This is a genomic window from Agathobaculum massiliense (assembly GCF_900291975.1).
GTDB classification, from domain to species: Bacteria; Bacillota; Clostridia; order Oscillospirales; family Butyricicoccaceae; genus Agathobaculum; species Agathobaculum ammoniilyticum.
On the sequence record NZ_OMPN01000001.1, the window covers coordinates 830714 to 856721 of the forward strand.

31 protein-coding genes are annotated in these 26008 nt (G+C 58.0%); 14 read left to right on the top strand and 17 right to left on the bottom strand.

The window, feature by feature from the left end; genetic code table 11:
* Window positions 1-149: 149 nt before the first annotated feature.
* Genes putP through DBQ51_RS04295 form a run of 4 tightly spaced genes read left to right on the top strand, consistent with a single transcriptional unit; the run spans window position 150 to window position 4043 of the window.
* On the top strand, window positions 150-1646 hold the full coding sequence (gene putP / locus DBQ51_RS04280; RefSeq protein ID WP_107630872.1) for a sodium/proline symporter PutP: 1497 nt from the start codon (window positions 150-152) through the stop codon (window positions 1644-1646).
* Window positions 1646-2518 (top strand): ComEC/Rec2 family competence protein, encoded by an 873-nt coding sequence (locus DBQ51_RS04285; protein ID WP_107630873.1) that lies wholly within the window; start codon window positions 1646-1648, stop codon window positions 2516-2518. Before putP ends, DBQ51_RS04285 begins: the two co-directional genes overlap by 1 nt.
* On the top strand, window positions 2515-2748 hold the full coding sequence (locus tag DBQ51_RS04290; protein WP_054326829.1) for a DUF3006 domain-containing protein: 234 nt from the start codon (window positions 2515-2517) through the stop codon (window positions 2746-2748). The genes DBQ51_RS04285 and DBQ51_RS04290 overlap by 4 nt, the downstream gene beginning before the upstream one ends.
* Window positions 2749-2777: 29 nt before the next feature.
* On the top strand, window positions 2778-4043 hold the full coding sequence (locus DBQ51_RS04295) for a diaminopimelate decarboxylase (RefSeq protein ID WP_107630874.1): 1266 nt from the start codon (window positions 2778-2780) through the stop codon (window positions 4041-4043).
* Window positions 4044-4085: 42 nt separating this feature from the next.
* Here DBQ51_RS04295 and DBQ51_RS04300 read toward each other — a convergent pair whose 3' ends face one another.
* The 4 genes from DBQ51_RS04300 to DBQ51_RS04315 form a co-directional block, all read right to left on the bottom strand.
* Window positions 4086-4331: a hypothetical protein gene (locus DBQ51_RS04300; protein ID WP_054326827.1), complete on the bottom strand. Its 246-nt coding sequence runs from the start codon at window positions 4329-4331 to the stop codon at window positions 4086-4088.
* A 14-nt stretch (window positions 4332-4345) separates the two neighbouring features.
* Entirely contained in the window at window positions 4346-4882 is a 537-nt protein-coding gene (locus DBQ51_RS04305; protein WP_054326826.1) for a putative signal transducing protein, read from the bottom strand.
* 39 nt (window positions 4883-4921) lie between these two features.
* A complete protein-coding gene (locus DBQ51_RS04310; RefSeq protein WP_107630875.1) occupies window positions 4922-5470 on the bottom strand; it encodes a class I SAM-dependent methyltransferase in 549 nt (182 codons plus the stop codon).
* A gap of 75 nt (window positions 5471-5545) precedes the next feature.
* Window positions 5546-6253, bottom strand: coding sequence for a 4Fe-4S binding protein (locus DBQ51_RS04315; RefSeq protein WP_107630876.1), 708 nt, complete (start codon window positions 6251-6253; stop codon window positions 5546-5548).
* Window positions 6254-6381: 128 nt separating this feature from the next.
* On the opposite strand from DBQ51_RS04315, the gene DBQ51_RS04320 reads away from it, so the two are divergent.
* Complete coding sequence (locus DBQ51_RS04320) at window positions 6382-7041, top strand: Crp/Fnr family transcriptional regulator (protein WP_107630877.1); 660 nt, start codon at window positions 6382-6384, stop codon at window positions 7039-7041.
* A gap of 50 nt (window positions 7042-7091) precedes the next feature.
* Here DBQ51_RS04320 and DBQ51_RS04325 read toward each other — a convergent pair whose 3' ends face one another.
* Entirely contained in the window at window positions 7092-8255 is a 1164-nt protein-coding gene (locus tag DBQ51_RS04325; protein WP_054326822.1) for a DUF819 family protein, read from the bottom strand.
* 217 nt (window positions 8256-8472) lie between these two features.
* Here DBQ51_RS04325 and pepV point away from each other — a divergent pair, with 217 nt between their 5' ends.
* Both pepV and DBQ51_RS04335 read left to right on the top strand, forming a co-directional pair.
* Window positions 8473-9837, top strand: a complete 1365-nt coding sequence (gene pepV / locus DBQ51_RS04330) for a dipeptidase PepV (RefSeq protein WP_107630878.1) — start codon at window positions 8473-8475, stop codon at window positions 9835-9837.
* 40 nt (window positions 9838-9877) lie between these two features.
* Window positions 9878-10969: a dipeptide epimerase gene (locus DBQ51_RS04335; RefSeq protein WP_107630879.1), complete on the top strand. Its 1092-nt coding sequence runs from the start codon at window positions 9878-9880 to the stop codon at window positions 10967-10969.
* A gap of 42 nt (window positions 10970-11011) precedes the next feature.
* Here the strand turns inward: DBQ51_RS04335 and DBQ51_RS04340 are convergent, their stop codons facing one another.
* Window positions 11012-11278 carry a helix-turn-helix domain-containing protein gene (locus DBQ51_RS04340; RefSeq protein ID WP_307718887.1) on the bottom strand — a complete coding sequence of 89 codons (267 nt, stop codon included), beginning with the start codon at window positions 11276-11278 and terminating at the stop codon, window positions 11012-11014.
* An 83-nt stretch (window positions 11279-11361) separates the two neighbouring features.
* Between DBQ51_RS04340 and DBQ51_RS04345 the strand changes: the two genes are divergently transcribed.
* Window positions 11362-11616 carry a hypothetical protein gene (locus DBQ51_RS04345; RefSeq protein ID WP_107630880.1) on the top strand — a complete coding sequence of 85 codons (255 nt, stop codon included), beginning with the start codon at window positions 11362-11364 and terminating at the stop codon, window positions 11614-11616.
* A gap of 43 nt (window positions 11617-11659) precedes the next feature.
* Here DBQ51_RS04345 and DBQ51_RS04350 read toward each other — a convergent pair whose 3' ends face one another.
* Window positions 11660-12379 (bottom strand): peptidoglycan recognition protein family protein, encoded by a 720-nt coding sequence (locus DBQ51_RS04350; RefSeq protein ID WP_107630881.1) that lies wholly within the window; start codon window positions 12377-12379, stop codon window positions 11660-11662.
* A gap of 135 nt (window positions 12380-12514) precedes the next feature.
* Between DBQ51_RS04350 and cysK the strand changes: the two genes are divergently transcribed.
* Window positions 12515-13447, top strand: coding sequence for a cysteine synthase A (gene cysK / locus DBQ51_RS04355; RefSeq protein WP_107630882.1), 933 nt, complete (start codon window positions 12515-12517; stop codon window positions 13445-13447).
* Between the two features lie 81 nt (window positions 13448-13528).
* On the opposite strand, the gene rbr is transcribed toward cysK, so the two are convergent.
* The 5 genes from rbr to DBQ51_RS04380 form a co-directional block, all read right to left on the bottom strand.
* Window positions 13529-14068: a rubrerythrin gene (rbr, locus tag DBQ51_RS04360; protein ID WP_107630883.1), complete on the bottom strand. Its 540-nt coding sequence runs from the start codon at window positions 14066-14068 to the stop codon at window positions 13529-13531.
* A 74-nt stretch (window positions 14069-14142) separates the two neighbouring features.
* Window positions 14143-14529 carry a Fur family transcriptional regulator gene (locus DBQ51_RS04365; protein ID WP_054326816.1) on the bottom strand — a complete coding sequence of 129 codons (387 nt, stop codon included), beginning with the start codon at window positions 14527-14529 and terminating at the stop codon, window positions 14143-14145.
* A gap of 135 nt (window positions 14530-14664) precedes the next feature.
* The gene (locus tag DBQ51_RS04370) at window positions 14665-15246 is read right to left on the bottom strand and encodes a hypothetical protein (RefSeq protein WP_054326815.1); all 582 of its coding nucleotides are present in this window, start codon (window positions 15244-15246) and stop codon (window positions 14665-14667) included.
* A gap of 254 nt (window positions 15247-15500) precedes the next feature.
* Window positions 15501-16154, bottom strand: coding sequence for a PAQR family membrane homeostasis protein TrhA (gene trhA, locus DBQ51_RS04375; protein ID WP_054326814.1), 654 nt, complete (start codon window positions 16152-16154; stop codon window positions 15501-15503).
* A 153-nt stretch (window positions 16155-16307) separates the two neighbouring features.
* Window positions 16308-17540: a polysaccharide deacetylase family protein gene (locus DBQ51_RS04380; protein ID WP_159068066.1), complete on the bottom strand. Its 1233-nt coding sequence runs from the start codon at window positions 17538-17540 to the stop codon at window positions 16308-16310.
* Window positions 17541-17727: 187 nt separating this feature from the next.
* Between DBQ51_RS04380 and DBQ51_RS04385 the strand changes: the two genes are divergently transcribed.
* From DBQ51_RS04385 to thiE, 5 genes are all read left to right on the top strand, one after another.
* Window positions 17728-18516: a class I SAM-dependent methyltransferase gene (locus tag DBQ51_RS04385; protein ID WP_054326812.1), complete on the top strand. Its 789-nt coding sequence runs from the start codon at window positions 17728-17730 to the stop codon at window positions 18514-18516.
* 79 nt (window positions 18517-18595) lie between these two features.
* A complete protein-coding gene (locus DBQ51_RS04390; protein ID WP_107630885.1) occupies window positions 18596-19129 on the top strand; it encodes a DUF1836 domain-containing protein in 534 nt (177 codons plus the stop codon).
* A complete protein-coding gene (locus DBQ51_RS04395) occupies window positions 19129-19605 on the top strand; it encodes a YbaK/EbsC family protein (protein ID WP_054326810.1) in 477 nt (158 codons plus the stop codon). The genes DBQ51_RS04390 and DBQ51_RS04395 overlap by 1 nt, the downstream gene beginning before the upstream one ends.
* Window positions 19569-20318 carry a nitrilase-related carbon-nitrogen hydrolase gene (locus DBQ51_RS04400; protein WP_107630886.1) on the top strand — a complete coding sequence of 250 codons (750 nt, stop codon included), beginning with the start codon at window positions 19569-19571 and terminating at the stop codon, window positions 20316-20318. Before DBQ51_RS04395 ends, DBQ51_RS04400 begins: the two co-directional genes overlap by 37 nt.
* A 14-nt stretch (window positions 20319-20332) precedes the next feature.
* Window positions 20333-20968 carry a thiamine phosphate synthase gene (thiE, locus tag DBQ51_RS04405; protein ID WP_107630887.1) on the top strand — a complete coding sequence of 212 codons (636 nt, stop codon included), beginning with the start codon at window positions 20333-20335 and terminating at the stop codon, window positions 20966-20968.
* A gap of 77 nt (window positions 20969-21045) precedes the next feature.
* Here the strand turns inward: thiE and DBQ51_RS04410 are convergent, their stop codons facing one another.
* Genes DBQ51_RS04410 through DBQ51_RS04430 form a run of 5 tightly spaced genes read right to left on the bottom strand, consistent with a single transcriptional unit; the run spans window position 21046 to window position 26003 of the window.
* The gene (locus tag DBQ51_RS04410) at window positions 21046-21933 is read right to left on the bottom strand and encodes an AraC family transcriptional regulator (protein ID WP_107630888.1); all 888 of its coding nucleotides are present in this window, start codon (window positions 21931-21933) and stop codon (window positions 21046-21048) included.
* Between the two features lie 2 nt (window positions 21934-21935).
* Window positions 21936-23048 carry a glycerol dehydrogenase gene (locus DBQ51_RS04415; RefSeq protein WP_054326805.1) on the bottom strand — a complete coding sequence of 371 codons (1113 nt, stop codon included), beginning with the start codon at window positions 23046-23048 and terminating at the stop codon, window positions 21936-21938.
* 40 nt (window positions 23049-23088) lie between these two features.
* Entirely contained in the window at window positions 23089-24057 is a 969-nt protein-coding gene (locus DBQ51_RS04420) for a transketolase family protein (RefSeq protein ID WP_107630889.1), read from the bottom strand.
* A 6-nt stretch (window positions 24058-24063) separates the two neighbouring features.
* On the bottom strand, window positions 24064-24927 hold the full coding sequence (locus DBQ51_RS04425) for a transketolase (RefSeq protein WP_107630890.1): 864 nt from the start codon (window positions 24925-24927) through the stop codon (window positions 24064-24066).
* A 17-nt stretch (window positions 24928-24944) separates the two neighbouring features.
* Window positions 24945-26003 carry a zinc-dependent alcohol dehydrogenase gene (locus DBQ51_RS04430; protein WP_107630891.1) on the bottom strand — a complete coding sequence of 353 codons (1059 nt, stop codon included), beginning with the start codon at window positions 26001-26003 and terminating at the stop codon, window positions 24945-24947.
* Between the last annotated feature and the right edge of the window lie 5 nt (window positions 26004-26008).

Below are 26008 nucleotides of genomic sequence, written 5' to 3' on the forward strand. Positions count from 1 at the left end.
CATTCATAACAATCCTTCCCCTGTTTTTGCGGCCCACTTTTATCTATATTGTCTATTTTTTGTGAAAACCGCAATTTCCCACCCTCATTCTTGCAAAAAAAAGCGAATCCATGTATAATAAAACATGAATTTTGGGAGGGTAATTATACATGAATATTGACAGCATCATCACACTCGTCGCGTTTGGCGTGTATCTGATCTTTATGATCTGCATCGGCATGTACTTTATGGGGAAAAACCGCACGACCAGCGAATATTTCCTCGGTGGCCGAAAGCTTGGCTCCTGGGTCACCTCGATGAGCGCGCAGGCCTCCGACATGTCGGGCTGGCTGCTGATGGGCCTGCCAGGGGCGGCCTATCTGTCCGGCATTTCGGCCGGCTGGATCGCCATCGGCCTTGCTATCGGCACCTATCTCAACTGGCTGCTTGTCGCCAAGCCGCTGCGCCAGTACACCAAGGTGGCGGACGACGCGATCACGCTGCCGCAGTTCTTCAAGAACCGTTTTAAGGATGAAAGCGGCATGATCTCGGTGATCGCCGCAATATTCATCCTGGTGTTTTTCCTGTTTTATACCGCTTCAGGCTTTGTCTCCTGCGCCAAGCTTTTTTCATCTGTATTCGGTATGCCCTATCTGGTGTCACTGCTGATCGGCGCGGTCGTCGTTATTTCGTACACCTTTGCCGGCGGCTTTTTCGCCGTGTGCTGGACCGACTTTTTCCAAGGCCTGCTGATGTTCTTCTGCGTCATCGCGGTACCCTCGATTGCCATCGGCTCGCTGGGCGGGCCGGCCGACTTTTTTGCGCAGGTCGATTCGTTTAACCCGAATTTCCTGAACCTGTTCGTGGATGGCGCGACCAATACGCCTTACACGGCCATCGGCATCATTTCGTTGATCGCGTGGGGGCTGGGCTACTTCGGCCAGCCGCATATTCTGATCCGCTTCATGGGTATCGAGTCCCCGAAAGCGATCAAAAAGTCCCGCCGCATCGCGACCGTCTGGGTTCTGATCTCGCTGACCGCCGCCGTACTGATCGGCGTTTCCGGCCGCATGTTCCTGGGCGACGGCCTGCTCGTCACCGCGGGCAATGAGGAGACCATCTACATCAACATGGTCACCCGCATCTTCCCCGTGTTCATCGCGGGCATCTTCCTGTCCGCCATTCTTGCGGCGATCATGTCCACCGCGGATAGCCAGCTCCTTGTTACCGCGTCTGCCATCACCGAGGACTTTTACCACAACAAAATACGCCCCAACGCCTCTGCCAAGGAGCTGATGTGGGTCTCCCGCGGCTGCGTTATGGTAGTCGCATTGATTGCCGTGCTGATCGCGACCAACCAGAACAGCACGGTACTCGGTCTGGTCGAATACGCGTGGGCCGGCTTTGGCTCGGCGTTCGGCCCGCTCGTGCTCTGCTCCCTGTTCTGGCGGCGCGCCAACAAATACGGCGCGTATGCGGGTATCATCGTCGGCGGCCTGGTCGACCTGTTCTGGGCGCAGATGTCCGGTGGCATTTTCGAACTGTACGAGATCGTACCCGGCTTTGTCTGCGGCCTGCTCGCCATCATCATCGTCAGCCTGGCGACGCCCGCCCCGTCCAAAGAGATCACGGACAAATTCGATTCCTACCGCACCTGTGAAGAATAATGAAGCGAATCCTCCGGCGCATTCTGTTTATTGGCGCGGCACTTGTGCTGGCGCTTGACGCCTGGCTTTACCTGCCCGGTTTTTTATCCGGCCCGCAGGAACTCACCGGCGAGACCGAAGTCCATTTTATCGACGTTGGCCAGGGAGATTCCATCCTGCTCCTGTCGGGTGGCCAGGCCGTGCTGGTGGACGCTGGCACAGCGGAAAGCGGCGATACCATCGTCCGCTATTTAGAGGAGCTTGGCGTGCAGGAGCTGTACGCCGTGGTCGCCACCCATCCGCACGCCGACCATATCGGCGGCATGGCGCGGGTGATCGAGGCATTCCCAATCGGACATTTCTTTATGGGACGGGAGACTGCCAACACCGCCACCTACGGCAGCATGCTCGACGCGCTGGAGGCGCGCGGCCTCCGTCCGACCGTCCCGCAACAGGGCGACGTCCTGCCGTTTGATTCCGGTGCGTCGCTCACGTTCCTCGGGCCGGACGACGATGTATCGGACAGCGACCTGAACAACCGCTCCCTGGTCACGCTGTTCCAGGCGGGTGGCCGCAGCGTTCTCCTGATGGGAGACGCCGAGGCCGCGGCGGAACGCTCCCTGTTGAACCATTATCCACTTTTGTCGTGCGAGATCCTCAAGGTTGGGCATCACGGTGCAAACACTTCCTCCTCCGAGGAATTCCTGTGCGCGGTGCGGCCCTCGACCGCGGTGATTTCGTGCGGCGTGAACAACGATTACGGCCATCCCAGCCCGCAAACGCTGGAAAACCTGTCCCTCGCGGGTGTTGGCGACGTCCGCATCACAGCGGAAAGCGGCACGGTCGTCCTCCCGCTCGACCCACTACCATCAAGCAAGGAGAATGCTGCATGAAACAGACCGGTATCGTCGACCGCTTTGAAGGCGATTTCGTTGTCGTGGAAATCAACGACAAAATGGTCAATTTCCCCCGCGCAGAAACGCCTGCCATGCTCGCAGAAGGCATGGTCGTTATCGTGCAGGACGGCCGCATCATCGGCGTCGACCAGATCGAAACCCAGCGCATCGAGGACGATATGCGCCGCCGCTTCGAGCGCATCCTCGGCAAACAGACCGACGAATAACCCCAGAAACAAAGGAAAGGCGAAAACCAATGGAAAAGAAACCCTTTTTGACCCTTGAGCAGGTGCAGGAGATCGTAAGGACCCATCCCACCCCGTTCCACATCTACGATGAAAAGGCCATCCGCGAGAATGCCCGCAAGGTCAAGGCCGCGTTCGCATGGAACCCTGGCTTCAAGGAATATTTTGCCGTTAAGGCGACCCCGAACCCCCGTCTGGTCCAGCTCCTTCATGAAGAAGGCTTCGGCTGCGACTGCTCCAGCTATACCGAGCTGCAGCTGAGCCGCGCCTGCGGCATCACCGGCCACGATATCATGTTTTCCTCCAATGTGACGCCGGACGAGGATTTCAAGCTCGCCAGCGACTTGGACGCGATCATCAACTTTGACGATATCACCCACTTGGACTATTACGATAAGGTCGGCCAGTGGAAGGAAACCATGTCCTGCCGCTTCAATCCGGGCGGCGATTTTGTACTTGAAAACGAGATCATGGATACGCCGCAGGAGGCCAAGTACGGAATGACCCGCGAACAGCTGATCGAGGCGTTCAAGTATATGAAGGCCAAGGGCGTCAAGCATTTCGGCATCCATGCGTTCCTGGCCTCCAACACGGTGGCAAACGAATACTATCCCGCGCTGGCCCGCATCCTGTTCAAGCTGGCGGTCGAGGTCCGCAAGGAAACCGGCGTGCATATCGCGTTCATCAACCTGTCCGGCGGCGTGGGTATCCCCTACAAGCCGTGGCAGGAGCCGAACGATATCATGGCCATCGGCGAGGGCGTGCGCCGCGCTTATGAAGAGGTGCTCGCACCGGCGGGTATGGACGACATCGCGATCTATACCGAGATGGGCCGCTTTATTCTCGGACCTTACGGCGCGCTGGTCGCCCGCTGCATCCACCACAAGCACACCTACAAGGAATATGCCGGTCTTGACGCCTGCGCGGCCAATCTGATGCGTCCGGCGATGTACGGCGCCTACCATCACATCACCATCCTTGGCAAGGAGGACGCGCTGCACGACCGCACCTATGATGTGACCGGCGGCCTGTGCGAGAACAATGACAAGTTCGCCATCGACCGCAACCTGCCCCGTATCGATATCGGCGATTATGTGTATATCCACGATACGGGCGCCCACGGCTTCTCGATGGGCTATAACTACAACGGCAAGCTGCGCTCCGCCGAGCTGCTGTTGCGCGAGGATGGCTCGGTTGAGCTGATCCGCCGTGCGGAAACGCCAAGGGATTATTTCGCAACACTGGACTTCACCGGCCTGTTCGACGATATTCGGTAACAACAGCATATAAAAAGGGAGTGCGTGATACGCACTCCCTTTTTATATCCCCTTATCCGCGAGCAGCAGTACGACCGCCAGCGCCAGAAACAGGATAATCAGCGTCCGCAGCAGCCGAAGCAGCTTTGTCCGTTTCCCATCCTCGCGCAACCAGGCCTCGTCGGGCTGAGCAGGCTCCGCGATCGTTTCCGTCCCATCCGGTATATGGTCGATCAGCGGCACATGACAGGTATTGCACACGCTGAAGCCCTCGCGGAACTCCGCTTTACACTTCGGACACCACGGCATAGGCACTCTCCCCTTTACATACGGTTGGAAACCAAATACAGCAGCAGCAGCGCCACCGCGATCACGCCTGCCACCACGGGCAGCAGCTTGAACGAAGCGTTATCCTCCATAGGCTGCTCCGGCACCTGCATCGCCTGCTCCTCGGCCAGACGGGCCAGCTCTTCCTCATCAACCGGTGCCTCCGCAAAGCTGTGGTTCATTTCGTCGATCAACGCACGCGCGCGGGCGGTCTGGCTCGCATCGACTACAATCTCTACCCCGAAGCGCGCGTCCGCGCCGCTGTAAGCCTGTATCTGACGGAACGCCGCCGGCCGGTGGAGTACAACAATATCATTTTCGCGCAGCATGTCGCAGACCATTTCCGCTTCCAACCGGTTTTTGGCGGTGTAAACCGCGATTGGTTTCTCCATGCCGTCCGGCAGGACGAATTCCTCCGGCTTCTTATTTTCCTCATTTTCCTCGGGCAGCGTATCCACCAGCGGCACCCGGCAGGTACTGCACTCCGTAAACCCCTCTCTGTATTCCGCTTTACATTTGGGACACCAAGGCATATCATATCCCTCCTTTTCCTTTATTGTAACACAGACCGCTCACTCTTTCCATATGAAAATCGGCAGCGGCGGGTCGTTCCGTCGGTTGAGCCAATCGCATGCCAGAACAGTGAACAATCGGTCATTTATCGACTTTAAGTGCGATAAAATCGCATTTTTCTCCTCATATCCGTTTTCTTTCCCATAATACAGCGCAAGCGCCATCACGCCGCCCTGCCGCAGCAGCGTCAGCCCCGCGTCGATCGCCGGAAGCGAGGAAGCGGCTGTGGTGAATATTTTGGCATCTCCGCCCGGCAGCCGGCCAAAGTTGAACACAATGCAGTCCACCGTCCCCGGCGCCGCATAGCGCGCCATATGCGCGTGACTGTCCTGCACGACCTCAGCGGTCAAGCCTTGCTCCGCCAGCAGCGCGCGCGTCTGCTCGACCGCAGCCTCCTGGATATCAAACGCGATCACCTGCCCGTTTTTTCCCGCAAGACGGCAAAGGAGCGCGGTGTCGCGCCCCTTGCCCGCCGTGGCATCGATACAGACCGCGCCCGGCTTCACCTGCCGCCGCAGAAAATCATGCACCACGTCCAATGTATTCATACTCTTATCCCTCCGCGATCCAACGCCCCGTTCTCATGAGCTATTGTACCACAGCGGAGTGAATTTGCAAACGCCTTACCGGTCCAGTATCTCGCCCGTGGTCGATACCACGGCCACCTGCCACGGCATAAACTTGCCGCTGTTTTGCAGGGCTGTGCGCACCGCATGCTCGATACCGCCACAGCACGGCACCTCCATGCGCACCACCGTAACACTTTTGATATCGTTCTGCCGGATGATCTCGGTCAGCTTTTCACTGTAATCGCCCTCGTCCAGTTTGGGGCAGCCAATCAGCGTGATTTTGTTCCGGATAAAGTCCTGATGGAAATTTGCATATGCGTAGGCGGTGCAGTCCGCCGCTACCAGCAGGTGCGCATCCTGGAAATACGGCGCGTTGACGGGCGCCAGCTTGATCTGCACCGGCCACTGGCGGAGCTGGGAAATCTTCGGAACCGCGCCGTCTGCCTGCGGTGCGGCGGGACGGTCGATTGCGCGCGCATGGCTACCCGGGCAGCCGCAGGCAAGCGGCTGTTGCGCCTCAGCTTTCGCGCGCAGGTTCTCCTGCACCGCCGCTTCGTCATAGGCAGCGGCCTCTCGCTCGACAAATGTGATCGCTCCTGTCGGACAGACTGGTAGGCAGTTGCCCAGGCCGTCGCAATAATCGTCCCGCAGCAGCTTCGCCTTTCCGTTTACCATGCCGATCGCCCCCTCGTGGCAGGCATTGGCGCACAAGCCGCAGCCGTTACATTTTTTTTCATTGATTTCAATAATTTTCCGTATCATATCCGTTTCCTCCTGATAGGTAACCTGTTCCGCGTCCGGACAAACCGGCGCATACTTGACTTTATGCTCCTATCTTACTATACTGGTAGCACACCGTATGTTGTTGTAACAACAAAACAGGAGGAAATATGGAAGCATCCGTATTAATGCACTGCCGCCTGTTCCAGGGTCTGCCGGAAGCAAAGCTTCCGCCGCTGCTGGAACAGCTGCACAGCTACCGCCGCTCCTACGAAAAAGGTCATCCGGTCTATCGGGTCGGGGATACGGCCCACGCGCTCTGCGTCCTGCTGTCCGGCGGCGTGACTATTGAGCGCGACGACGCCTGGGGCAACAAAACAATTCTGGACCATATCGGTCCGGGCGCCGTGTTTGCGGAAACCTACGCCTGCGTCCCCGGCACGCCTATGATGGTCAGCGCGGTCGCCGCCGAACCGTCCGAAGTTTTGTTCCTGCCCATGGATCACCTGCTCGCGCCCGCCGGTCGGGAGGACAGCGGGCGCGACGTCCTGCTCCGCAACCTGCTCGATGTGACAGCGCGGAAAAACCTGACCCTGACGCGCAAAATCTTCCACACAACGCCGAAATCCCTGCGCGGCAGGCTGTTGTCCTATCTGTCCGCGCAGGCCGTGCAGAACGGCTGCGATACGTTCGATATCCCGTTCGACCGCCAGCAGCTTGCCGATTATCTCGGCGCGGACCGCAGCGCCCTGTCGAACGAGCTGAGCAAAATGCAGCGGGACGGGCTGCTCTCCTTCCGTAAAAACCATTTTGTCCTACACCGAAAATAAAAAGCGGCTGTCCGGTTCGGACAGCCGCTTTCCATTTGGAAAAGAGATCGTTATGCAAAAAATTTCATGATATTCGCGGTCAGAATACCGCCGCCCGTTCCGATGACATAGCCCATCAGCGCCATCAGAACGCCGACCGGCACCAGCGCGCCGGAATACGAGCCGGCCAGGATGGGCGCGGAGGCCGTGCCGCCGATATTGGCCAGCGAAGCAACGCCGCAGGTGAACATATCCAGCTTGAAGATTTTTGCCAAGGCAACCAGAATAATCCCATGTATTCCGAGAATCATAAAGCCGGAAATGATCCATACCGGCGCTTCCGTCAGCTCCAGCAGGCTTGCGCGGGACGCCAGCAGCGCGATGACCATGTACAGCAGTACATTGGACAACTCGGCCGCACCCGCGATCTTGCCGATCGGTGTAACCGCCGCAACCAGCGCAACCACCGTGACCACCAGCACCGTCCAGGTCGCCTTATCCAGCCAAGGTGCGACGCCGTTGATTGCTGCGCCAATGTTCTGCCCAATTGCGGAAACCAGCAGCGCGCCGCCGATCAGGAACAGCAGGCCGGCAAAGGTAATATGCTTATCCGCCTCTTTTTCTTCCGCTTCCAGGCGGGCGCAAACCTCGTCCAACGTTGCGGTGGAGGCTTTGGTCCATTTGTTGAACTGCGGTGCGAACGAGATCGCCCAAAGCAGGAACATGACCCAGATGGAATAATCGATCGAGTCGATCACCAGTGCATACGCAAGATCCGCTTCTCCGATATGCAGGGCCTCAGATACGGCGACAAGGTTGCCCGATCCGCCCATCCAGCTGCCGCACAGCGCGCCCAAGGGCTTCCACGCTTCCGAACCGAGCTGTCCATGCATGATCGCGTAGGTTAGAATAAAGCCGATCGAAATCGAGATACTCGCCGCGAAAAAGCCGCCCAGCATGCGGGGGCCGAGCTTGAGTATCTTGCGGATATCGCAGCGCAGCAGCATCAGCACCAGCATGGCGTACAGGATATTATTTTTCAGCGCGCCATATGCCGCCGAGGTCGCCTCCATATCCCACGCCCCTGCGGTACACAGCAGCATCGTCAGCAAATACAGCAGCACGACCGGCGGGATAAACTTGAAAAACTTCCATTTGGTCAGCTTTTCCGCACCCACCAGCACTGCAGCCAGAAATGCCAGCACCGCAAAGTAAGTAAAACCGTTTGTTATCATAGGTTTCCTCCCTCATTTCTTTTTCATTCTCTTTTCCCACCTGCGCCGGCTCCGCACGCCTTGACAGATGACAGTAATAGTATACCGTATCCCGCGGCTTTTTGCAAGATAATTACAAGCAAACTGCACAGATGGGTTTGCAAATTCCCGTTTTATCCTGTACAATATGATATAGAACCGTTAATAAGCCGTTAATAACCAAAGGAGGAATATAAATATGGACTTTAAGCCCTATATCCGCGCGCATGCGGACGAGCTGCTGCAAAGCCTGGCCGCCCTCATCCGCATCCCCAGCGTCGAGGGAACGCCCGAGGCGGGCGCACCCTACGGCCGAGAGGTCGCGCGCTGCCTGCACGAAACGCTCGCGCTGTGCGAGCGCCTGGGCTTCCCCACCGTGAATATGGACGACCGCGTCGGCTGGTGCGAATACGGCAAGGGCGAGGAAATGATCGCCGTGCTCGGCCATTTGGACGTTGTGCCTGCCGGCGACGGATGGAACGCCGCCGCGCCGTTCTCCGGCGAGGTCAAAGACGGGCGCATCTACGGCCGCGGCACGATGGACGACAAGGGGCCGACCGTGGCCGCGCTGTACGCACTGGCAGCGCTCAAGGACGCGGGCTTCATCCCCTCCCGCCGCATCCGCATTCTGTTCGGCACGAACGAGGAGACCGGCTGCGACGATATGGCGTGGTATCTGGCACATGGCGGCGAAACGCCGGTCATGGGCTTCACACCGGACGGCGAGTACCCGATCATCAACGGGGAAAAGGGAATCATGAACTGCGTCTACTCCCGCAGGCTGGAGCAGACCGGCCCCTGCCGCCTGCTCCGGTTCGAGGGCGGCACAGCCGCCAACGTCTCCCCTGCCTATGCGATGGCCGAGCTGGCCTGTCCGGCCGACGCGGCAGCGCGCATCCAGGCCAGCAAGGTCACGGTGACGCCGATCGAGGGCGGCATCCGCGTAGAGGCGCAGGGCGTATCCGTACACGGCTCCACGCCCGAGCAGGGCGAGAACGCCATCGGCCGCCTTGCGCTAGCGCTTACCCAGCTCCCACTCGAGGGCGAGCTGGCCGACTGCATGGCGTTCCTGGCCGGACGTATCGGCATGGAAACGCACGGCGAATCCCTCGGCCTTGCCATGCGCGACGACCTTTCGGGCGACTTGACAGTCAACCTCGGCGTGGCGGCCTTTGCGGAGGAAACGCTGTCGCTCACGCTTTCCGTGCGTTATCCGGTCACCAAAACCTATGACGGCGCGCATCCCCGCATGGAGCGCGCCTTCGCGCTCGGCGGCTTCCACGAGACAAAAATGAAGCACAAGGCCGCGATCTATATGCCGCCGGAAAGCGAGCTGATCCGCAAGCTGTCCCAGGTGTACGAGGAGCAGACCGGTGAAAAGGCGGTCCTGAAATCCATCGGCGGCGGCACCTACGCCAAATCCATCCCCAATCTGGTCGCGTTCGGCCCGATCTTCCCCGGCGACGAGATACGCGAGCACAAGCCGGATGAATATATGGAGGTCGAGCGCCTCATCCAGAACGCGGAGATCATCGCGGCGGCAATGTACGAGCTAGCCCGCTGACCCGCCCACACACGACTATGTCAAAAGGAGCTGAACCAGTATGAAGATTACCAATATCCGCCTGGGGCGCATTTCCGTCCCGCTGCGCGTGCCGTTCAAGACTGCGGTGCGCTCGGTCTCCTCCGTCGAGGACGTGATCGTTGAGATACACACGGACACCGGTGCGGTCGGTTACGGTGAGGCGCCCCCGACCGGCGCGGTCACGGGCGATACCGCGGGCGCGATCATCGGCGCGGTCCGCGACCATATCGCCCCCACCCTGCTCGGCCGCGAGGTGGACGATTTTGAAAACCTGATGCTCGCCCTGCAGGGCTGCATCCTGAAAAACACAAGCGCCAAGGCCGCGGTCGATATGGCGCTCTGGGACCTGTACGGCCAGCTTTACCACATACCAGTATACAAGATGCTCGGCGGCAGCCGCAGCCAAATCGTGACCGATATCACCATCAGCGTCAACGATCCGGAGGAAATGGCGCGCGACGCGCGCAACGCCGTTGACCGCGGGTACGACTGCCTCAAGTGCAAGGTCGGCAAGGACGCGCCGCTCGACCTGCGCCGCTTGCAGGCCATCCGCGCCGAGGTCGGCCAAGGTGTCAAGCTCCGCATCGACGCCAACCAGGGCTGGAAGCCCAAGGAGGCCGTGCGCATCCTCGGCCAGATGGAGGACGCCGGTCTGGATATTGAATTTGTCGAACAGCCGGTCGCGCAGCACGACCTGACCGGCCTGAAGTATGTGACCGACAACGTTTCCATTCCGGTCATGGCGGACGAAAGCGTGCAGGGGCCGGCCGACGCGCTGACCATCATGCAGATGCGCGCGGCCGACCTGGTCAACATCAAACTGATGAAAGCCGGCGGCCTGTACAACGCGCTCAAGATCGCGTCCGCGGCCGAGGTATACGGCATGGAGTGCATGCTCGGCTGTATGCTGGAGGCCAAGGTCAGCGTCAACGCGGCCATCCATCTGGCCTGTGCCAGGCAGGTGATCACCAAAATCGACCTGGACGGTCCGGTGCTTTGCACCGAGGACCCCATCCTTGGCGGCGCGGTGTTCCACGAAAAGGACATCACGGTTTCCGACGAGCCGGGGCTGGGCATCAAGGGGATTGAAAAAATCACCTATCTGGACTGATTACATAAGCCCGCGGCACCGGAAGCCGCTGACAAAAAGCCCTCAGTCGGATGACTGAGGGCTTTCTTTATATTCCATCAAATCTCCTGGTTGACAATCCAGCAACTTACAGAGCTTTTCTATTGTTCGCGCATCGATACCGCCTGTCCCATTCTTCAATTTGCTCAAGATAGACGGACTAATACCATTTTTTCGGAGGTAATATTCTGTTTTTCCCCGCTGCTTGATCGTAGCGAACAGCTTATTATAACAAATTGGCAAACACTCACCACCTTTTTTATCATTATAGCACCACACATAAAATTGCACAATATATGTTCATTTTTTAGTACATATTTGCCATTGCCATATTGTACTATTTTTAGTACAATACAAGGTGAGGTGAATAACAAATGTACAATTATCTACATGGGCAGTATGAACTTTGGCTGGAATCTCCGCTTTACAAACGCCTCCAAAATGAAATCGAAGCCGAGTCCAGCGCGTTCTACAAACTGCTCGACCAGCAGCCGGACGCTTTCGAGCTGGAAACGCTCGCCAACGACTATGTCGGCGAGGCAATGCGCGCCGCGTTCCTCTGCGGGCTGTGCTGGTGGAGCGTGCATCAGCAGGCGGTGCGGCAACAGACTATGCACACCCCAACCTGAAAAAAAACGGCGGAAATCCTGCATTTCCGCCGTTTTTTCTACTTCATTCCCCATAAATGCCCGCTCGGTCATTTATAACCAGCGTGCGCAGCAGGTCCTCGGACAGGTTCAGGCCCTTGCCGTCCCCCTCGCCCTTGAGCCAGCCGTTGCGCACCAGCTTTTCCACCGTCGCGCGCCCCCAGTCAGGCACCGCGTCCATTGTCCCGTAAACCGTTCTGCTCTGCTCGATCAGCCGCTTTACCTCGTCTGCCGTCATATCATCCACCTCCCCTGTCAATCCGGTTTTGAATGCGTTCCATGCCGCCGCGCTCTCTACATACGGCGCGGGGCAGGTCTTGTGCGTCACATCGTAATGGCGCACCACATGATCGGCCCCGATGCCGTATTTCTCCATCAGCATGCGCGCCAGCGCCTCCGCGTTTTCGATTGTGCCTTGCCGGAAGTAGTACTTCCCATCCTGCAGCCGGCTGCACATCTCAATGCCGATGCTGTTGGCATTGCGGCAGTAGGGATGGTAATAGGTCCCTTTCGTGCCACAGTGCCAGGCAATATCATGGTCGGCAACGCTCTGCCAGACCTCGTTTTCGTCCACAAAATAGTGGGCCGAGGTCGAGATATCCTCCCGCGCGAAATAATCGGCGTTGTTTTGCGCGGTATCCCCGTCGTTGGCCGTAAAATGGATCACCAGATATTGAATATCCCCCTTGCCGCGCGACGCGGGCAGATAGTTGCCGCCGTTCGCCTGCTTAAAATGTATCTCCATCACATTTCACCTCCTCCCTGCATAAACTCTAAAAAAAGCCGTACAGATTGACACAATTTGGTCAATCTGTTCTATGCTTATGCAAAAGGTTGTGCTATAATGTGGGGTAGACACGTTTGAGAGGAAGATTTTTCAATGGTATACAGTAACATCCTCGAGGCAGTCGGCCATACGCCCATGGTTCGCCTGAACCGTATGGTTCCGGCGGGCTGCGCGGAGGTGTTCGTCAAATTCGAGGGGCTTAATGTCGGCGGTTCGATCAAAACGCGGACCGCGCTCAATATGGTGGAGGATGCCGAGCGCCGCGGGCTGCTCCAGCCGGATACGGTCATCGTCGAGCCGACCAGCGGCAACCAGGGCATCGGCCTGGCGCTGTGCGGCGCGGTCAAGGGCTACGCGGTCAAAATCATCATGCCGGACTCCGTTTCAGAGGAGCGCCGCAAGCTGGTGCAACACTATGGCGCTGAAGTCATTCTGGTACATGACGCGGGCAATATCGGCGACTGTATTGCGGAATGCCAGCGAATTGCGAACGAAATGGCAAAAAATGACCCAAAGGTCTTTGTTCCTGGCCAATTTGACAACCCCGCTAATCCTGCGGTCCACCGGCATCATACCGCAACCGAGATCCTGGAACAGGTCAGCGCCCCGATCGATGGGTTCTGCTCCGGCTTCGGCACAGGCGGCACGATCAGCGGCATCGGCGAGGTGCTCAAGGCGCAGAACCCTCAGTTGGAAATCTGGGCGGTCGAGCCGGAGAACGCCGCCATCCTGTCGGGCGGTTCGATCGGCACCCACCTGCAAATGGGTATTGGCGACGGCATCATCCCCAGAAACCTGAACACCAAAATCTACGACCACCTCTACATCGTTACGGACGAGGAGGCGCTCCGCACCGCCAAGGACCTTGCGCGGCTCGAGGGGCTGATGTGCGGCATTTCGAGCGGTACAAACGTCGCGGCCGCCATCCAGCTTGCCAAAAAGCTCGGTACTGGCAAAACGGTCGTTACCGTCCTGCCGGATACCGCGGAGCGGTATTTCTCCACCCCGTTGTTCGCGGAAAACTGAAAAAACACCGCGGAATCAAAATTCCGCGGTGTTTCTTATTTCAGCCTGCGCTTTCGGAACGGATGCGCAGCATCTTATATCTTAATAGTTGTCCGCCTTGATCTCAAAGTAAGCCTGCGGATGTGCGCAAACCGGACATACCTCAGGCGCCTGCTTGCCAACAACGATGTGTCCGCAGTTCGAACACTGCCAGATGCAGTCGCCGTCGCGGGAGAATACCACCTTGTTCTCCACGTTGGAGAGCAGCTTGAGATAACGGGCCTCATGCTCCTTCTCGATCTCACCGACCTTTTCAAACAGGAACGCAATATCGTCGAAGCCTTCCTCGCGCGCTTCCTTGGCAAAGGTCGCGTACATGTCGGTCCACTCGTAGTTCTCACCCTCGGCCGCCGCTTTCAGGTTGGCCGCGGTATCGTCGATGCCGCCGTTGAGCAGCTTAAACCAGATCTTCGCATGCTCCTTCTCGTTATTCGCGGTTTCCTCAAAAATCTTCGCAATCTGGACGTAGCCGTCCTTCCGTGCCTTGGATGCAAAATAGGTGTATTTATTGCGCGCCATGGACTCGCCCGCAAAAGCGGTCTGGAGGTTTGCTTCCGTCTTGCTGCCCTTCAAGTTTGCCATAATAACATTTCTCCTCTCGTTTTTTACAGGATTTTTATTTGTGAACGGCGCTTCCGCCGCCAAAATAACACCGGTTACGCCTTGCCGCCGCATTTCGGGCAAAGACCCTCGAACAAAATATCGTACCGCTGCACCGAAACGCCAGACGCATCGTCGATGCGCTCGATCAGGTTATCGATATGTGGCATATACACATCGAACACCGCGCCGCAGCCGCTGCAGCGGACATGGTAATGCTCCTCGGTATTGAAATCAAAGCGGTCCGCCCCGTTTGGAACAGGAACACGGCGGATCTCTCCCTGATTGGCCAGCTGGTTCAAATTGCGGTATACTGTGGCCTTGCTGATCGACGGGTGCTCCGCCGCAACCGCCGCATATACAGTATCCGCCGTTGGATGGTCGTGCATGCGCAATACCGCCTGCAGGACAATCTGACGCTGTACAGTATTTCTGGTCTGCATAATGTCACCCTCTTTCTAATTAATATCTTATATTAATTGATATTTTACTCCTCTTTTCAACTCATGTCAAGTATTCCCGAAAATAAAATAAAAAAACCGTTTTCCCATGTCGTACATGGAAAAACGGTTTCTCTTTTATGCCGCTGCCTGCCAGCAGGGGTACAGGCGCATCCATACCGCATCCGCCGTCATATGCTCCCGCCGCGTTCGGAACCGCAGCTCCGGACAAGCTCCGCCTGTGTAAAGCAGCTCCACGTCCGCGCCGCCCTTGAGCAGGCCCGCGAAACGGACTTCCGGCAGGCACGCGCCCATATAGCCGGCAATCCGAATCCGGACATCTTCACGGCCATGCGACAATTCCGCCAGCTTCTCCACCACAGTCCGGCAGGCATCCGGCTCCGGCAGCGCGACAAACGCGGTCCCACCGGCACGCGCCAGCAGCCGGCAATCCGGCGCCTGCCCCTTTACCGCCTGCATGGCCATATGCGCAATCCGGCCGGTGTTGTCTTCCACCAGCACCGCGACAGACAGGCCTTCCAGCATGGCATACAGGGTCTGCTCGAGTATTCGCAGGGTCCGGTCGGTTTTCCGATGCGCCCGCAGCGCATATTCGCGCCCCTCCGCACAGTCGGACGTGCGCAGGAGGCTCCAGCCGCCCTTTATTTCGGTGCATACCGACTGACGGGCATCCTGCCCGTTTATCTGCATCTGCTTCATTGATTTCATCCTTTTGCCAAGTAAAATTACCAGATTTCTCATTTCTTGACAAATATTTTACCATGTTTTTTTGCTCGCCTGCAACAGTAATTAGATCTTTTTGTATAAACTGACATTCTGTTTTTATACAAAATTCATAATCTTTTTCTTTTTGTGTGTATATATGACAGGGAATAGCGGTCGCTCTTCCCCCTGCGCTGTGCAGTTTTCACGTTTTCCACTGGCAGCTTTGTATATTCCGCTCAAAGGCGGTATCACAGCACATACCAAAAAACCATCGCGTAGTGACACAGACTTCCCACGATCACGAACAGGTGGAACAGCTCATGGAAGCCGATCAGCGGTCCGAGATTTGGTTTCTTCGCCATATAAATAATACCGCCCACGGTATAGGATAGGCCGCCTGCTGCCAGCAAGGCGATCGCCGGCACGGGCATGGACAGCACCGCGCCAAAATCAAAGGCAATCGCCCAGCCAAGCACCAGATACAGCGCCGTACCGATCAATCGCGGCGCATCGATCCAGAGCAGCTTGACCGCGATACCGGCCAGTGCGACCAGCCAGACCGCACCGAGGAACACATAGCAGCGCGGCGACGGCATATAGCGTAAGAGAATCGGGGTATAGCTTCCCGCGATCAGCACATAGATCATGCTGTGATCCAGCTTTTTCAGGCGCCGCACCACTGCTTCGCCTTTCTCGGAAAAGTGGTACACGCTGCTTGCGGAATACAGAGCGATCAAGGAAAGGCAGAAGATAACGGCCGCAGCAGCCAGCGAACCTGATACCGCACTGCCGAACAGCAACCGCACCAGTACGATCAGCAAACCAAGCCCGCTGAGCACCGCGCCCACAAAATGTGAATAACTGGAAAACGGCTCCCTGGCTTTCTGGAATACGCGGGGCATATTGTTTCCTCCTCGATTTAATATAGTTTATAAAACTATTTTATATCTTTTATGATACTACATTTTTGAAAAAATGCAAGCACTGTTTTGTAAACATTTTTCCCTTGCAAGCAAAAAAATACACCTGCCTTTTCGCGCAGGTGTATTTCCCTTTTAAGCGGTTACAATGACCGTCTGCGATTCCTCGTCCCAATCGACTGCAAAACCGCACAGGTCGCCCAGACTACGCAGCTTATAATAGGTATACCCGTCAACATTATAAGCCGCGACCATGCTGGGTACGCTGTCCGCCACGGTCGGCTCTGTGATGGACTGAACCGTGCGGGTCTCGCCGGACAGGGGCGCGTTTTCCGTCCCCAGCGGCGTGTATGGCGTAAACGACTGCAGCTCCACGCGATTTTTCCCGCTGTTCCACTCTACGTTAAACGCGCTGCCCGTTCCCCCCAGCAGGACCGCAACGTCCCGCACGCGCACATAATTGTTGCCATTGATGTAGTAGGCCGGCAGCTTGGCCAGCTCCCCGTTGACCGATACCGCGGCCAGCGCCGGAACCGCCTGGTCGGTCTGCCGCAGCAGCGCGGACACCGGCCGGTCCATCGTGATCCCGTAACGCGAAAGACCCTGTAGGGTAACGGAAATCTCGGACAGACCAGGATTGGTCAGCGCGCTGACCTGTATCCCCGCCTGTGCCAGCAAGTCCGGCATCCAACTGTCATACGCGCCGAACGGGTAGGAAAAATAATTGACCTTTTCCTGGCCGGTATGCGTCAGGATCAACTGTACGCTGCTCGACAGGTCACCGCCCACCCGCGCGTTATACGCGCTGCGCGATTCTCCCTTAAGGCGCATCACCCCGTTGATGCCATCGGGCGCGTTGTTTCCGCCATACTGCGGGTTATGCAGGTTATAGGTATGCGAGCCGACCTCGACAGCGCCGCTGTCCACCATCTCCCGCAGCTCATCCCAGGTCATATTGTGCCGTGCGGAATCGGCGTCCCCTTCCTGCCGGATATTATGCGCAACAACCGCAATCGCGGCTTTCATACCGGTGTTCTGCAGCACCGGATAAGCATAATCATAGTTGGAGCGGTAGCCATCGTCGAAGGTTACCATCACCGCCTTGTCCGGCAGCTGCATTTTCCCTTCCCGAATATTGATCAGGTCCGCCGGCAGCAGCGGCGTATAGCCGAACTGCTGTAAAAATTCCATATCCAGCCGGAACCGTTCGTCCGTGACCGTCATGCTGTTGGTTTTGGACGGGTCGGTCGTCAAATCGTGATACATCAGCACCGGCAGTTTCGTGCCGGCCGCACCGCAGGTTCCGAAAGCGGAAAGCATCACCGCAAGGCAGGCCGCCAAAAGCCCATCCCTCAAAAACCGTTTCATCGCACTGGTTTGCCCCCTTTTATCGCAATCCCCCATGGTTTATTGTTTAAGTATAGCATATTTTTGTGCCGCTGTCCACCTGCCGGCCGTCTTGCGGCCGGTTCCGGTCTGTGGTATAATCACAGCAATACGCCGCAGGCCGTCCGGCGGCAGGCACATCGATTTCCCCAAAAGGAGGCTTCCGATCATGGACAACCGTTATCTGATCGATTTCTACAACCACTATGACGAGGACAGCCGGCTGCGGCTCCCGCACGGAACGGTTGAGTTTCTGACCACCATGCATTACATCGGGAAATACCTGTCCCCCGGCAGCCGCGTACTTGAAATCGGCGCGGGAACCGGCCGCTACTCCCACGCGCTCGCGCAGCAGGGCTACACCGTGGACGCGGTGGAGCTGGTCGAACACAACATCGAGGTGTTCCGCGCGCACACCCAGCCCCAGGAAAAGGTGCGCGTCGTTCAGGGCAACGCACTGGATCTGTCCGCCTTTCCGAACGGCACATACGATATCACGCTGCTGCTCGGGCCGCTGTACCACCTCTACACCAAGCGGGACAAGCAGCAGGCACTGCGGGAGGCGCTCCGCGTAACAAAGCCGGGCGGTATTGTTTTCGCCGCTTATGTCATCTCTGACGGCTGCCTGCTGGACGAAGGCTTCCACCGGGGCAATATCGATGTGCGCGCGTATATCCGCGACGGACTGCTCGATGCGGAAACCTTTGCCGCTACCTCGCAGCCAAAGGACCTGTTCGAGCTTGTTCGCAAGGAGGATATCGACAAACTGATGGCGGATTTCCCCGTGACCCGCCTGCATTATGTGGCGTCGGATGGCTGTGCCCTGTTCATGCGCGAGGCGGTCGACCAAATGGACGAAGCGGCCTTCGCACTGTATCTGAAATACCACTTCGCCACCTGCGAGCGGCCGGATCTGGCGGGCGTCACCAGCCATGCGCTCGATATTTTCCAAAAGTGAGCCGCCGGACAGATAGCCCGCACCCTTGCACCGGCCGAGGGAAAGGACTATAATATAAGGAAAGGAATGAGGTGAACGCATGTCCGAGCTTGATGCGCTGATCGACGAGGTTTTTTCCGATCAGGATATCCAGCCTGCCGATGTGCCGCGGCTTGATCTGTATATGGACCAGGTGTTGTCGCTGTTCGACGAGACGCTTTCGGCGGAAAAACGCGACCCAACTGACAAGTTGCTGACAAAAACCATGGTCCACAACTATGTCAAGGAGGGCTTGCTGGCGCCCGTGCGCGGCAAAAAATACACCCGCCAGCAAATCATGCAGCTGCTCTGCGTCTACCATCTCAAGCAGACGCTCAAGCTCAGCGACGTGAAGGCCCTGACCGGACGGGACGGCGTGGATTTTGAGGCCGGCTATACGCGGCTGCTCCAGAACAAGGAGCGCATCCGCGCGCTTATCCCGCCCCTGCTGCGCGAGTATCTGCCCGCCGACCCGCATGATCCGGACGAGCGTCTCGTGCTTTGCCTGACGCTGAGCGAAACCGCGATCTATCTGCGCCGCCTATGCGAGCGCCTGATCGATACCATACCGGAACAGAGTGGAGGAACTACCTGATGTCTATTGAAAAAGCAAAAAACCATTTGTCCCGCTTCGGTGCGGCGCAACGCGTGTTGGAATTCGACACCTCCTCCGCCACCGTCGAGCTGGCGGCACAAGCTGTCGGTTGCGAGCCGGCCCGCATTGCCAAAACGCTGTCGTTCCGCACGAACGGCGGCGTAATCCTGATTGTCACCGCAGGCGACGCTAAGGTGGATAATCCCAAATACAAGGCCCGCTTCGGCTGCAAGGCAAAAATGCTCGCCTTTGATGAGGTCGAGCCGGAAATCGGCCACGCGGTCGGCGGGGTCTGCCCGTTCGGCATCAACTCCGGCGTGACCGTTTTCCTGGATGAATCACTCCACCGGTTCGAAACGGTATTCCCCGCCTGCGGCTCCGCGAACTCTGCCATCGAGCTGACCATTCCGGAGCTGGAGCAGTTCTCCGGCTACAAGGCATGGGTGGACGTATGCAAGGGCTGGCGCGAGGCATAACCGTTTCCCTTGCGCAGTTCGGCGCCGGAACGGACAAGCGGCACAACCTGCACGCCATTCAATCGTTTGCGCAGGAAAGCTCGGATGCCGGCGCATCCATGCTGTTTTTGCCGGAATACAGCATGTTTTATGCAAAAACGAACAGGCGGTCGCTGAACATACAGGCCGCAGAGCCGCTGGACGGTCCGTTCGTGACCGCCTTGGCCGAGCTGGCGCGGCGGCATGGCCTGTGGCTTGCCGCCGGTGTATATGAGCGCACGGATGGCCTGCCGTACAACACCGTCGTTGTGCTGGATGCCCGCGGCACGTTGCGCGGCTGCCACCGCAAGCAAATGCTGTATGATGCGTTCGACTACCGCGAATCCGATGAATGTCGGGCGGGCGACTGTGCTTTTCCGACAGTAGATACCCCCGCCGGACGCCTTGGCATTATCACCTGCTTCGAGCTTCGTTTTCCCGCGCTGGCTGCCGCGCAACGGGCCGCAGGTGCGGAAGTTCTGTTCGTCCCCGCCGGCTGGGTCGCGGGGTCGAACAAGCTGCTGCACTGGCGCACCCTCCTGTGCGCCCGCGCGATTGAAAACCATATGACCGTACTCGGCGCCGATCAATACGCGCCGAACCGCTTCATTGGCCACAGCGCCGCGTTCGCGCCGGACGGCGCCGGACTCGGCGCGCTCGAATCGGGCTGTGGCCTGCTCAATATATCAATATGAATCGAGGAATCAACATGCAATTCGATCCCACGCTCTACGTTATTACGGACAGCAGCTACCACACGGAGGACAGCCTGTTGAGCGCGGTCAGTGAGGCCTGCGCCGGCGGCGCGACGCTCATTCAGCTTCGCGAAAAGGATACCGGCGGCCGCGATTACCTTGCGCTCGCGCGGCGGGTCAAGGAGGTCGCCGACCGCTTCCGGGTGCCGCTCATTATTGACGATCGGGTGGACGTCGCCCTCGCCTGCGGCGCGGCGGGCGTGCATGTCGGGGCGAGCGACCTGCCGGTTGCGGTCTGCCGCAGTCTGCTGGGGCCGGACCGGATCGTCGGCGCGACCGCGAAATCCGTCGAAGCCGCCAAGGCCGCTTATGCGGACGGCGCGGACTACCTCGGCACAGGCGCGATCTATCCCACCACGACCCACGTTGCCACCAGGCTGACGCCGGTTTCCACACTGAACGAGATCTGCCGCGCCGTTCCCATTCCGGTGGTCGCCATCGGCGGCCTGCAGGCAGATAATCTGGACGTTCTCGCGGACAGCCCGATCGCGGGTGTGGCGGTCGTGTCCGCCGTTATGAAAGCGGACGACCCGCGCGCCGCAGCGGCCGCAATCCGTCAAAGGGTGCTGTCCATGCGCGAAAAGCGCTGACGCCGCGCTCCCCCATGCAGCAGAATACGAAAGCCGCAGGTCCTCTCACGGAGCCTGCGGCTTTCTATATGGTGTATTCAGTTGTCTTTTTTATGCCGCTCCCGATACTGCGACAGGGAAAGCCCCTCATATTGCTGAAACAGCTTGTACAGCGCCCGCGATGAGGTGAAGCCGATCTTTTCCGCGATCTCCTCGATGGACAAATCGGTCGTACACAGGTAATTTTTTGCGTATGCAATGCGGAGCAGGTTGGTGTTTTTCATAAATGTTGTAGAGAACATCGCTTTATAGGCCCGATTGATGTGGCGCGGCGATACGTTAAGGGCTTCAGCCACGCTTTCCACCGAAATATTTTCCGGATAATGCGCATGGATATACATGGACACCTGCATCGCCAGGTTTTCATGACCGGAGAAATGCACGTCCCTGACCGGCGCTCTCATGATCTGCCGCAGCGTCAAAACGAAAAACTGATAGCACAGCATGACTGCCTGCGTATTCCAGCCGAGCCGGCGCTCCCTGATTTCCGCAAGGATGCGTTCGACGTTCTGCCGTGCGTCTGCATGTGCGTTGAGTATCTGAAAGCCTGTTCTATCGACCGGAAGCAGCGCCTGCCGGATATCCGCAAGCTCGGCTGTCCCATCCGGCCCGTTCATGGCAAGCCGCTCGCAGGGGACAATGTCAAAGATCAGCGCAAAGTACCGTTTGGGTACGTCAGGGTCGTAATACAGATGGTGCTTGATATCCTTGGAAAGGACGCACGCCTGCCCCTCCCTCAATTCCTGCACCGTACCGGCAATATTGATCCTTACATTCCCCTCCAGTACATAATAGATTTCATACATGGGATGGTTATGCGGGAATTCGGCGATCCAGCGGTCGAGCATTTCCGCATAATATACAACAAATTTATATCCGGAAAACGCAAGCTCCGCTATATTCTTCATATACTGCCGGTCATTCATATTTACAGCAGCGATCCTCCCTCATGGTACAGATGGCCTATCGCATCTGCCGCCTTATAAGCCCCAAGCACCTTCTCATAAGTGACCTCAAACGGCTGGTTGTGTATGAAGCCCTGCTCCAGCGCCGCTTTTGTCATGATATCGTACTCTTCGTCCGTCAGGTCGCTCAAATGCATATCATCAAAGGTGATGGGCAGGCCCACATCCCGACAGAAGCGGTAAACCTCGTCAAGCTGTTCATTGGATGCGCCCTGCATCACGAGCTGGCAGCAGGTGGAGAACGCCACGCCCTCGCCGTGGTAAACATATTCCTCTCGGTCCGGCAGCGCCAAGGTGCCGAAATAAAAGCTGTGATCCGAAGAAGAGCCGTTGTTTTCAAACCCCATGCCGCTCATCAGTATGTTCACTTCTATTATAGCATTATATGCGTCGCTCAGCGCCCTTTTTTCCGCGGCCAGCTTGGCCTGCCGGCCGTACCGGAACAGCATGTCGTAGGACAGCTTGGCGATCGCCAGCGCGCTGTGCGTACCCACGCCGCCGTGGTGATTATTAAAATAATTGTCCTGACACACTAGGCCGCCGACATAGGTGGAAAGCGCGTCGCCCATGCCAGAGACGAATTGGCGTACCGGCGCTTTCAGCAGGATCTCGGTATCCACCAGCACAAGGTCGGGGTTTTTGGGGGAGTTGATCGCCTCGGTCATCATGTGCGTCTGTTCGTCGTAAATGCAGGACGCCGCGCTGGTATAGGCGTCGGTCGCCGCAATTGTCGGAATGATGACCTCGTTGAGCAGCCCGCCCTTAAACGCCGCCGCCTTGACCGAATCCACCACCTTTCCACCGCCAATGCCAATCAGCGTCTGTGCGCCGAACGACTGCGCCGCGTCCATCAGCTTCTGGATATTGGACCAGCTGCATTCGCCGGAAAACTCATAAAAGGAGACTTCTTTTCCCGCGAGCGCGACGGATATGGTGTCCTTCAGGTCGCGCATCCGGTTTTTGCTGGCGACGACCAGAAATTTTGAACCCATCCAGTCCACATATTTGTTCAGGTCGTGAAGCACGCCGTAGCCCTGCACATACTTTCCGCAGCAGCCCATGACTTGTGTCATCATTTCAGTATTCCCTCGCTTTCCCTCTAAAACAGTCGTCCGGTCACAGGCGCAGCATCTCTTCCAGCTTTGCCGTGATGCCATCGCGGTCCATGCCGTAATAATGGTAGATGTCGTCCGTCGAGCCCAGCACAGCGAACTCATCCGGCATGCCGACACGGCGGAAATTGCCCTTGTAGCTGACCTCGCACAGAACCTCGGCCACCGCGCCGCCCAGACCGCCGTTGATCGAGTGGTCCTCTACGGTGACGATATTGCCGGTCTTCTGCGCCACACGCAGGATGGCGTCCTCGTCGAGCGGCTTGATGGTGTGCATATCCAGAACGCCGATGCTCGAGCCATGCTTTTCCTTCATCATTTTGGCCGCCATCAGGCACTCGTACAGGTTGGAGCCGCACGAGATGATGTAGGCATCCGTACCCTCCAGCGTCTCGATCGCCTTGCCAATGGTCAGCTCATAATCCTCGGCGTAGACGTTCGGCGAGCCTGCGCGGTCGATGCGGATAATCATGGGGCCTTCGTAATCCATCGACGCACGGATAAACTTGCAGCACTGCGCCGCATCAGCAGGAACGACGACCGTCAGGTTGGGGATAGCGCGGTAGAGCGCCAGGTCTGCGATATCGTTATGGGTCGGGCCGCCGCCCGCGGTCACGCCCGAATGGGTGCCGATGAGACGGACCTTCACGTCGTTATACGCAATGTCGGTATGGATCTGGTCGGCCGCGCGCAGGGGCAGGAACGGACCGAACACCTGAGAGAACACCGTGCAGCCGGACAGCGCCAGACCTGCCGACGCGCCGACCTGGTCGGGCTCGGCGATGCCAAAGTTGAAGCACCGCTCCGGAAACTCCTTGAGCAGCTTGCCCGCCGAGGAGGACGGCGCCACATTATCACTGAAGGTAAACACAAAATCCTTGCCCTCGCAGGCCATCTTGTAAAGCTCCTCGCCGTACGCCTCGCGGGCGTTGGAGAGCATCATATCAAAATCGTAAGTCGTTTTCGCTGCCATCGTTCATCACGCCTTTCTCATTTTTGCAACGTCCGCGAGCGCGGTCTTGAGATCCTCTTCACCGATGCCGCCGCCGTGCCACTTGTGGTTGCCTTCCATGAAGGAAACGCCCTTGCCCTTGACCGTGTTGGAGATAATGAACGTCGGCTTGGCGCGCTTTGCATAGTCGCGCTCCGGCAGGTGGTCGAGCGCCGCGCAGACCTGCGCCATGTCGTTGCCGTCCTCGATTTCGATGACCTCCCAGCCGAATGCGCGCACCTTGTCCGCCACCGGATCTATGTTCATGACATGTTCGGTCGTACCCGTCATCTGCAGGCCGTTTTTGTCCAGGATGCAGGTCAGGTTGTTTAGCTGGTAATGGCCGCCCGCCATCAGGGCCTCCCAGTTGGTACCCTCGTCGAATTCGCCGTCGCCGATCATGACGATAACGCGGTAGTTTTCCTTGCGGTAGCGCGCGCCGAGTGCATAGCCGACCGCGATCGGCAGGCCGTGGCCGAGCGAGCCAGCCGAAACCTCGATCTGCGGGCATTTCTTTCGGTTGGAGTGCATGCCAAACTTGTACTGGTCGAGGTTTTCAAAGTGCTCGACCATGTAGTCCTGCGTGTACGCCCCCAGATCGGAAAAGATGGTGTACAGCGTCTCCGAGCAATGGCCCTTGGAGAGGATGAAGCGGTCGCGGCCCTCCTTGTGCGGGTCCATGACGTCAAAGTTCAGGTATTTGTAATACAGCGCGACCGCCATCTCCACAATGGACAGCTCGCCGCCCAGATGGCCCATGCCGATGCGGTAAATAAAATTCAGCAGATCGCTCCGGATATCGACGCACTTGTCCTCCAACTCCGCAATCGTCAACAGCTTTTTCTCGCTCATCTTCAAGACCCTCCTTGTTATTCCCCGTCAAACCGGTTGCAGCGGATGACGATTTTCGGATATTTGCCGCTCAGGTGCGCCGCAAACGCCTGCTCGCAGTCATCGATATCAAAGATCTGCTCCGGCTTTGTGAACGCGCTGAAATCCATATCCGGCAGCATCAGCGCCGTGCGCTCAAAGTTGAAATGCGTGCAGTAGGTGCCGCTGACCGTGATCTGCCGGTTATAGCAGTACTCGTACAGGTTGAACGGCAGGTCGTACGAATTCGGGAACATCGCGGAAAACAGCACGGTGCCGCACTTTGCCGCAAGCGGCAGCACAGACTGCGCCGCGCCCGGCACGCCGGAAACCTCGACAATCACGTCATAGCCATGCCCCTCGGTGATCTCCATGCCGCGCGCAAACAGGTCCTCTTTCGTGGGATCGACCGTGTAATCCACGCCGATGCTCCTGGCGATCGCGCAGCGCTCCTGGTTCGGCTCGGACAGGGTCAGGCAGGCCGCGCCGCGCTTTTTGAACAGCTGGCAGGTGATCAGGCCGATCGGACCGCCGCCGGAAACCAGCACGCGGCCGCCGGTCTGCAGGTTGGACTTATCCATGATGCGCACGCCGATGGAAAGCGGCTCCATCATGCAGCCCTGTAGCAGGCTGACGCCCTTGGGCAGCTTGACCACCTGGGACTTGTGCCAAACGACATACTCCGCCATGCATGGCTCATTGCCCGCGTTCTCACAGTATTCCGGATTGCCGGTCTTGCAGTAATAGCAGCTTCCGCAGTAATGCAGGAAATTGCCGCCCACACGGTCGCCCACCTTGAGTCCAGTATCGCCGGCGCGCTCGCCCAGCTCGACGATCACGCCCGACATCTCATGCCCCAGGCCGAACGGCGGCTCCAGACCAAACGCGCCGCCCACGATATGCGGGTCCGAGCCGCAGATCGAGCAATACGCAACCTTGATCTTCACTTCCTCCGGCCCGACCGGCTTTACCGCAAAGTCGACAATGCCGACCTTACCCCGCTTCGCCTCGTCCGGATCCTTCATATTACCGACCTTAATACCGCATACCACTTTCATTGCGT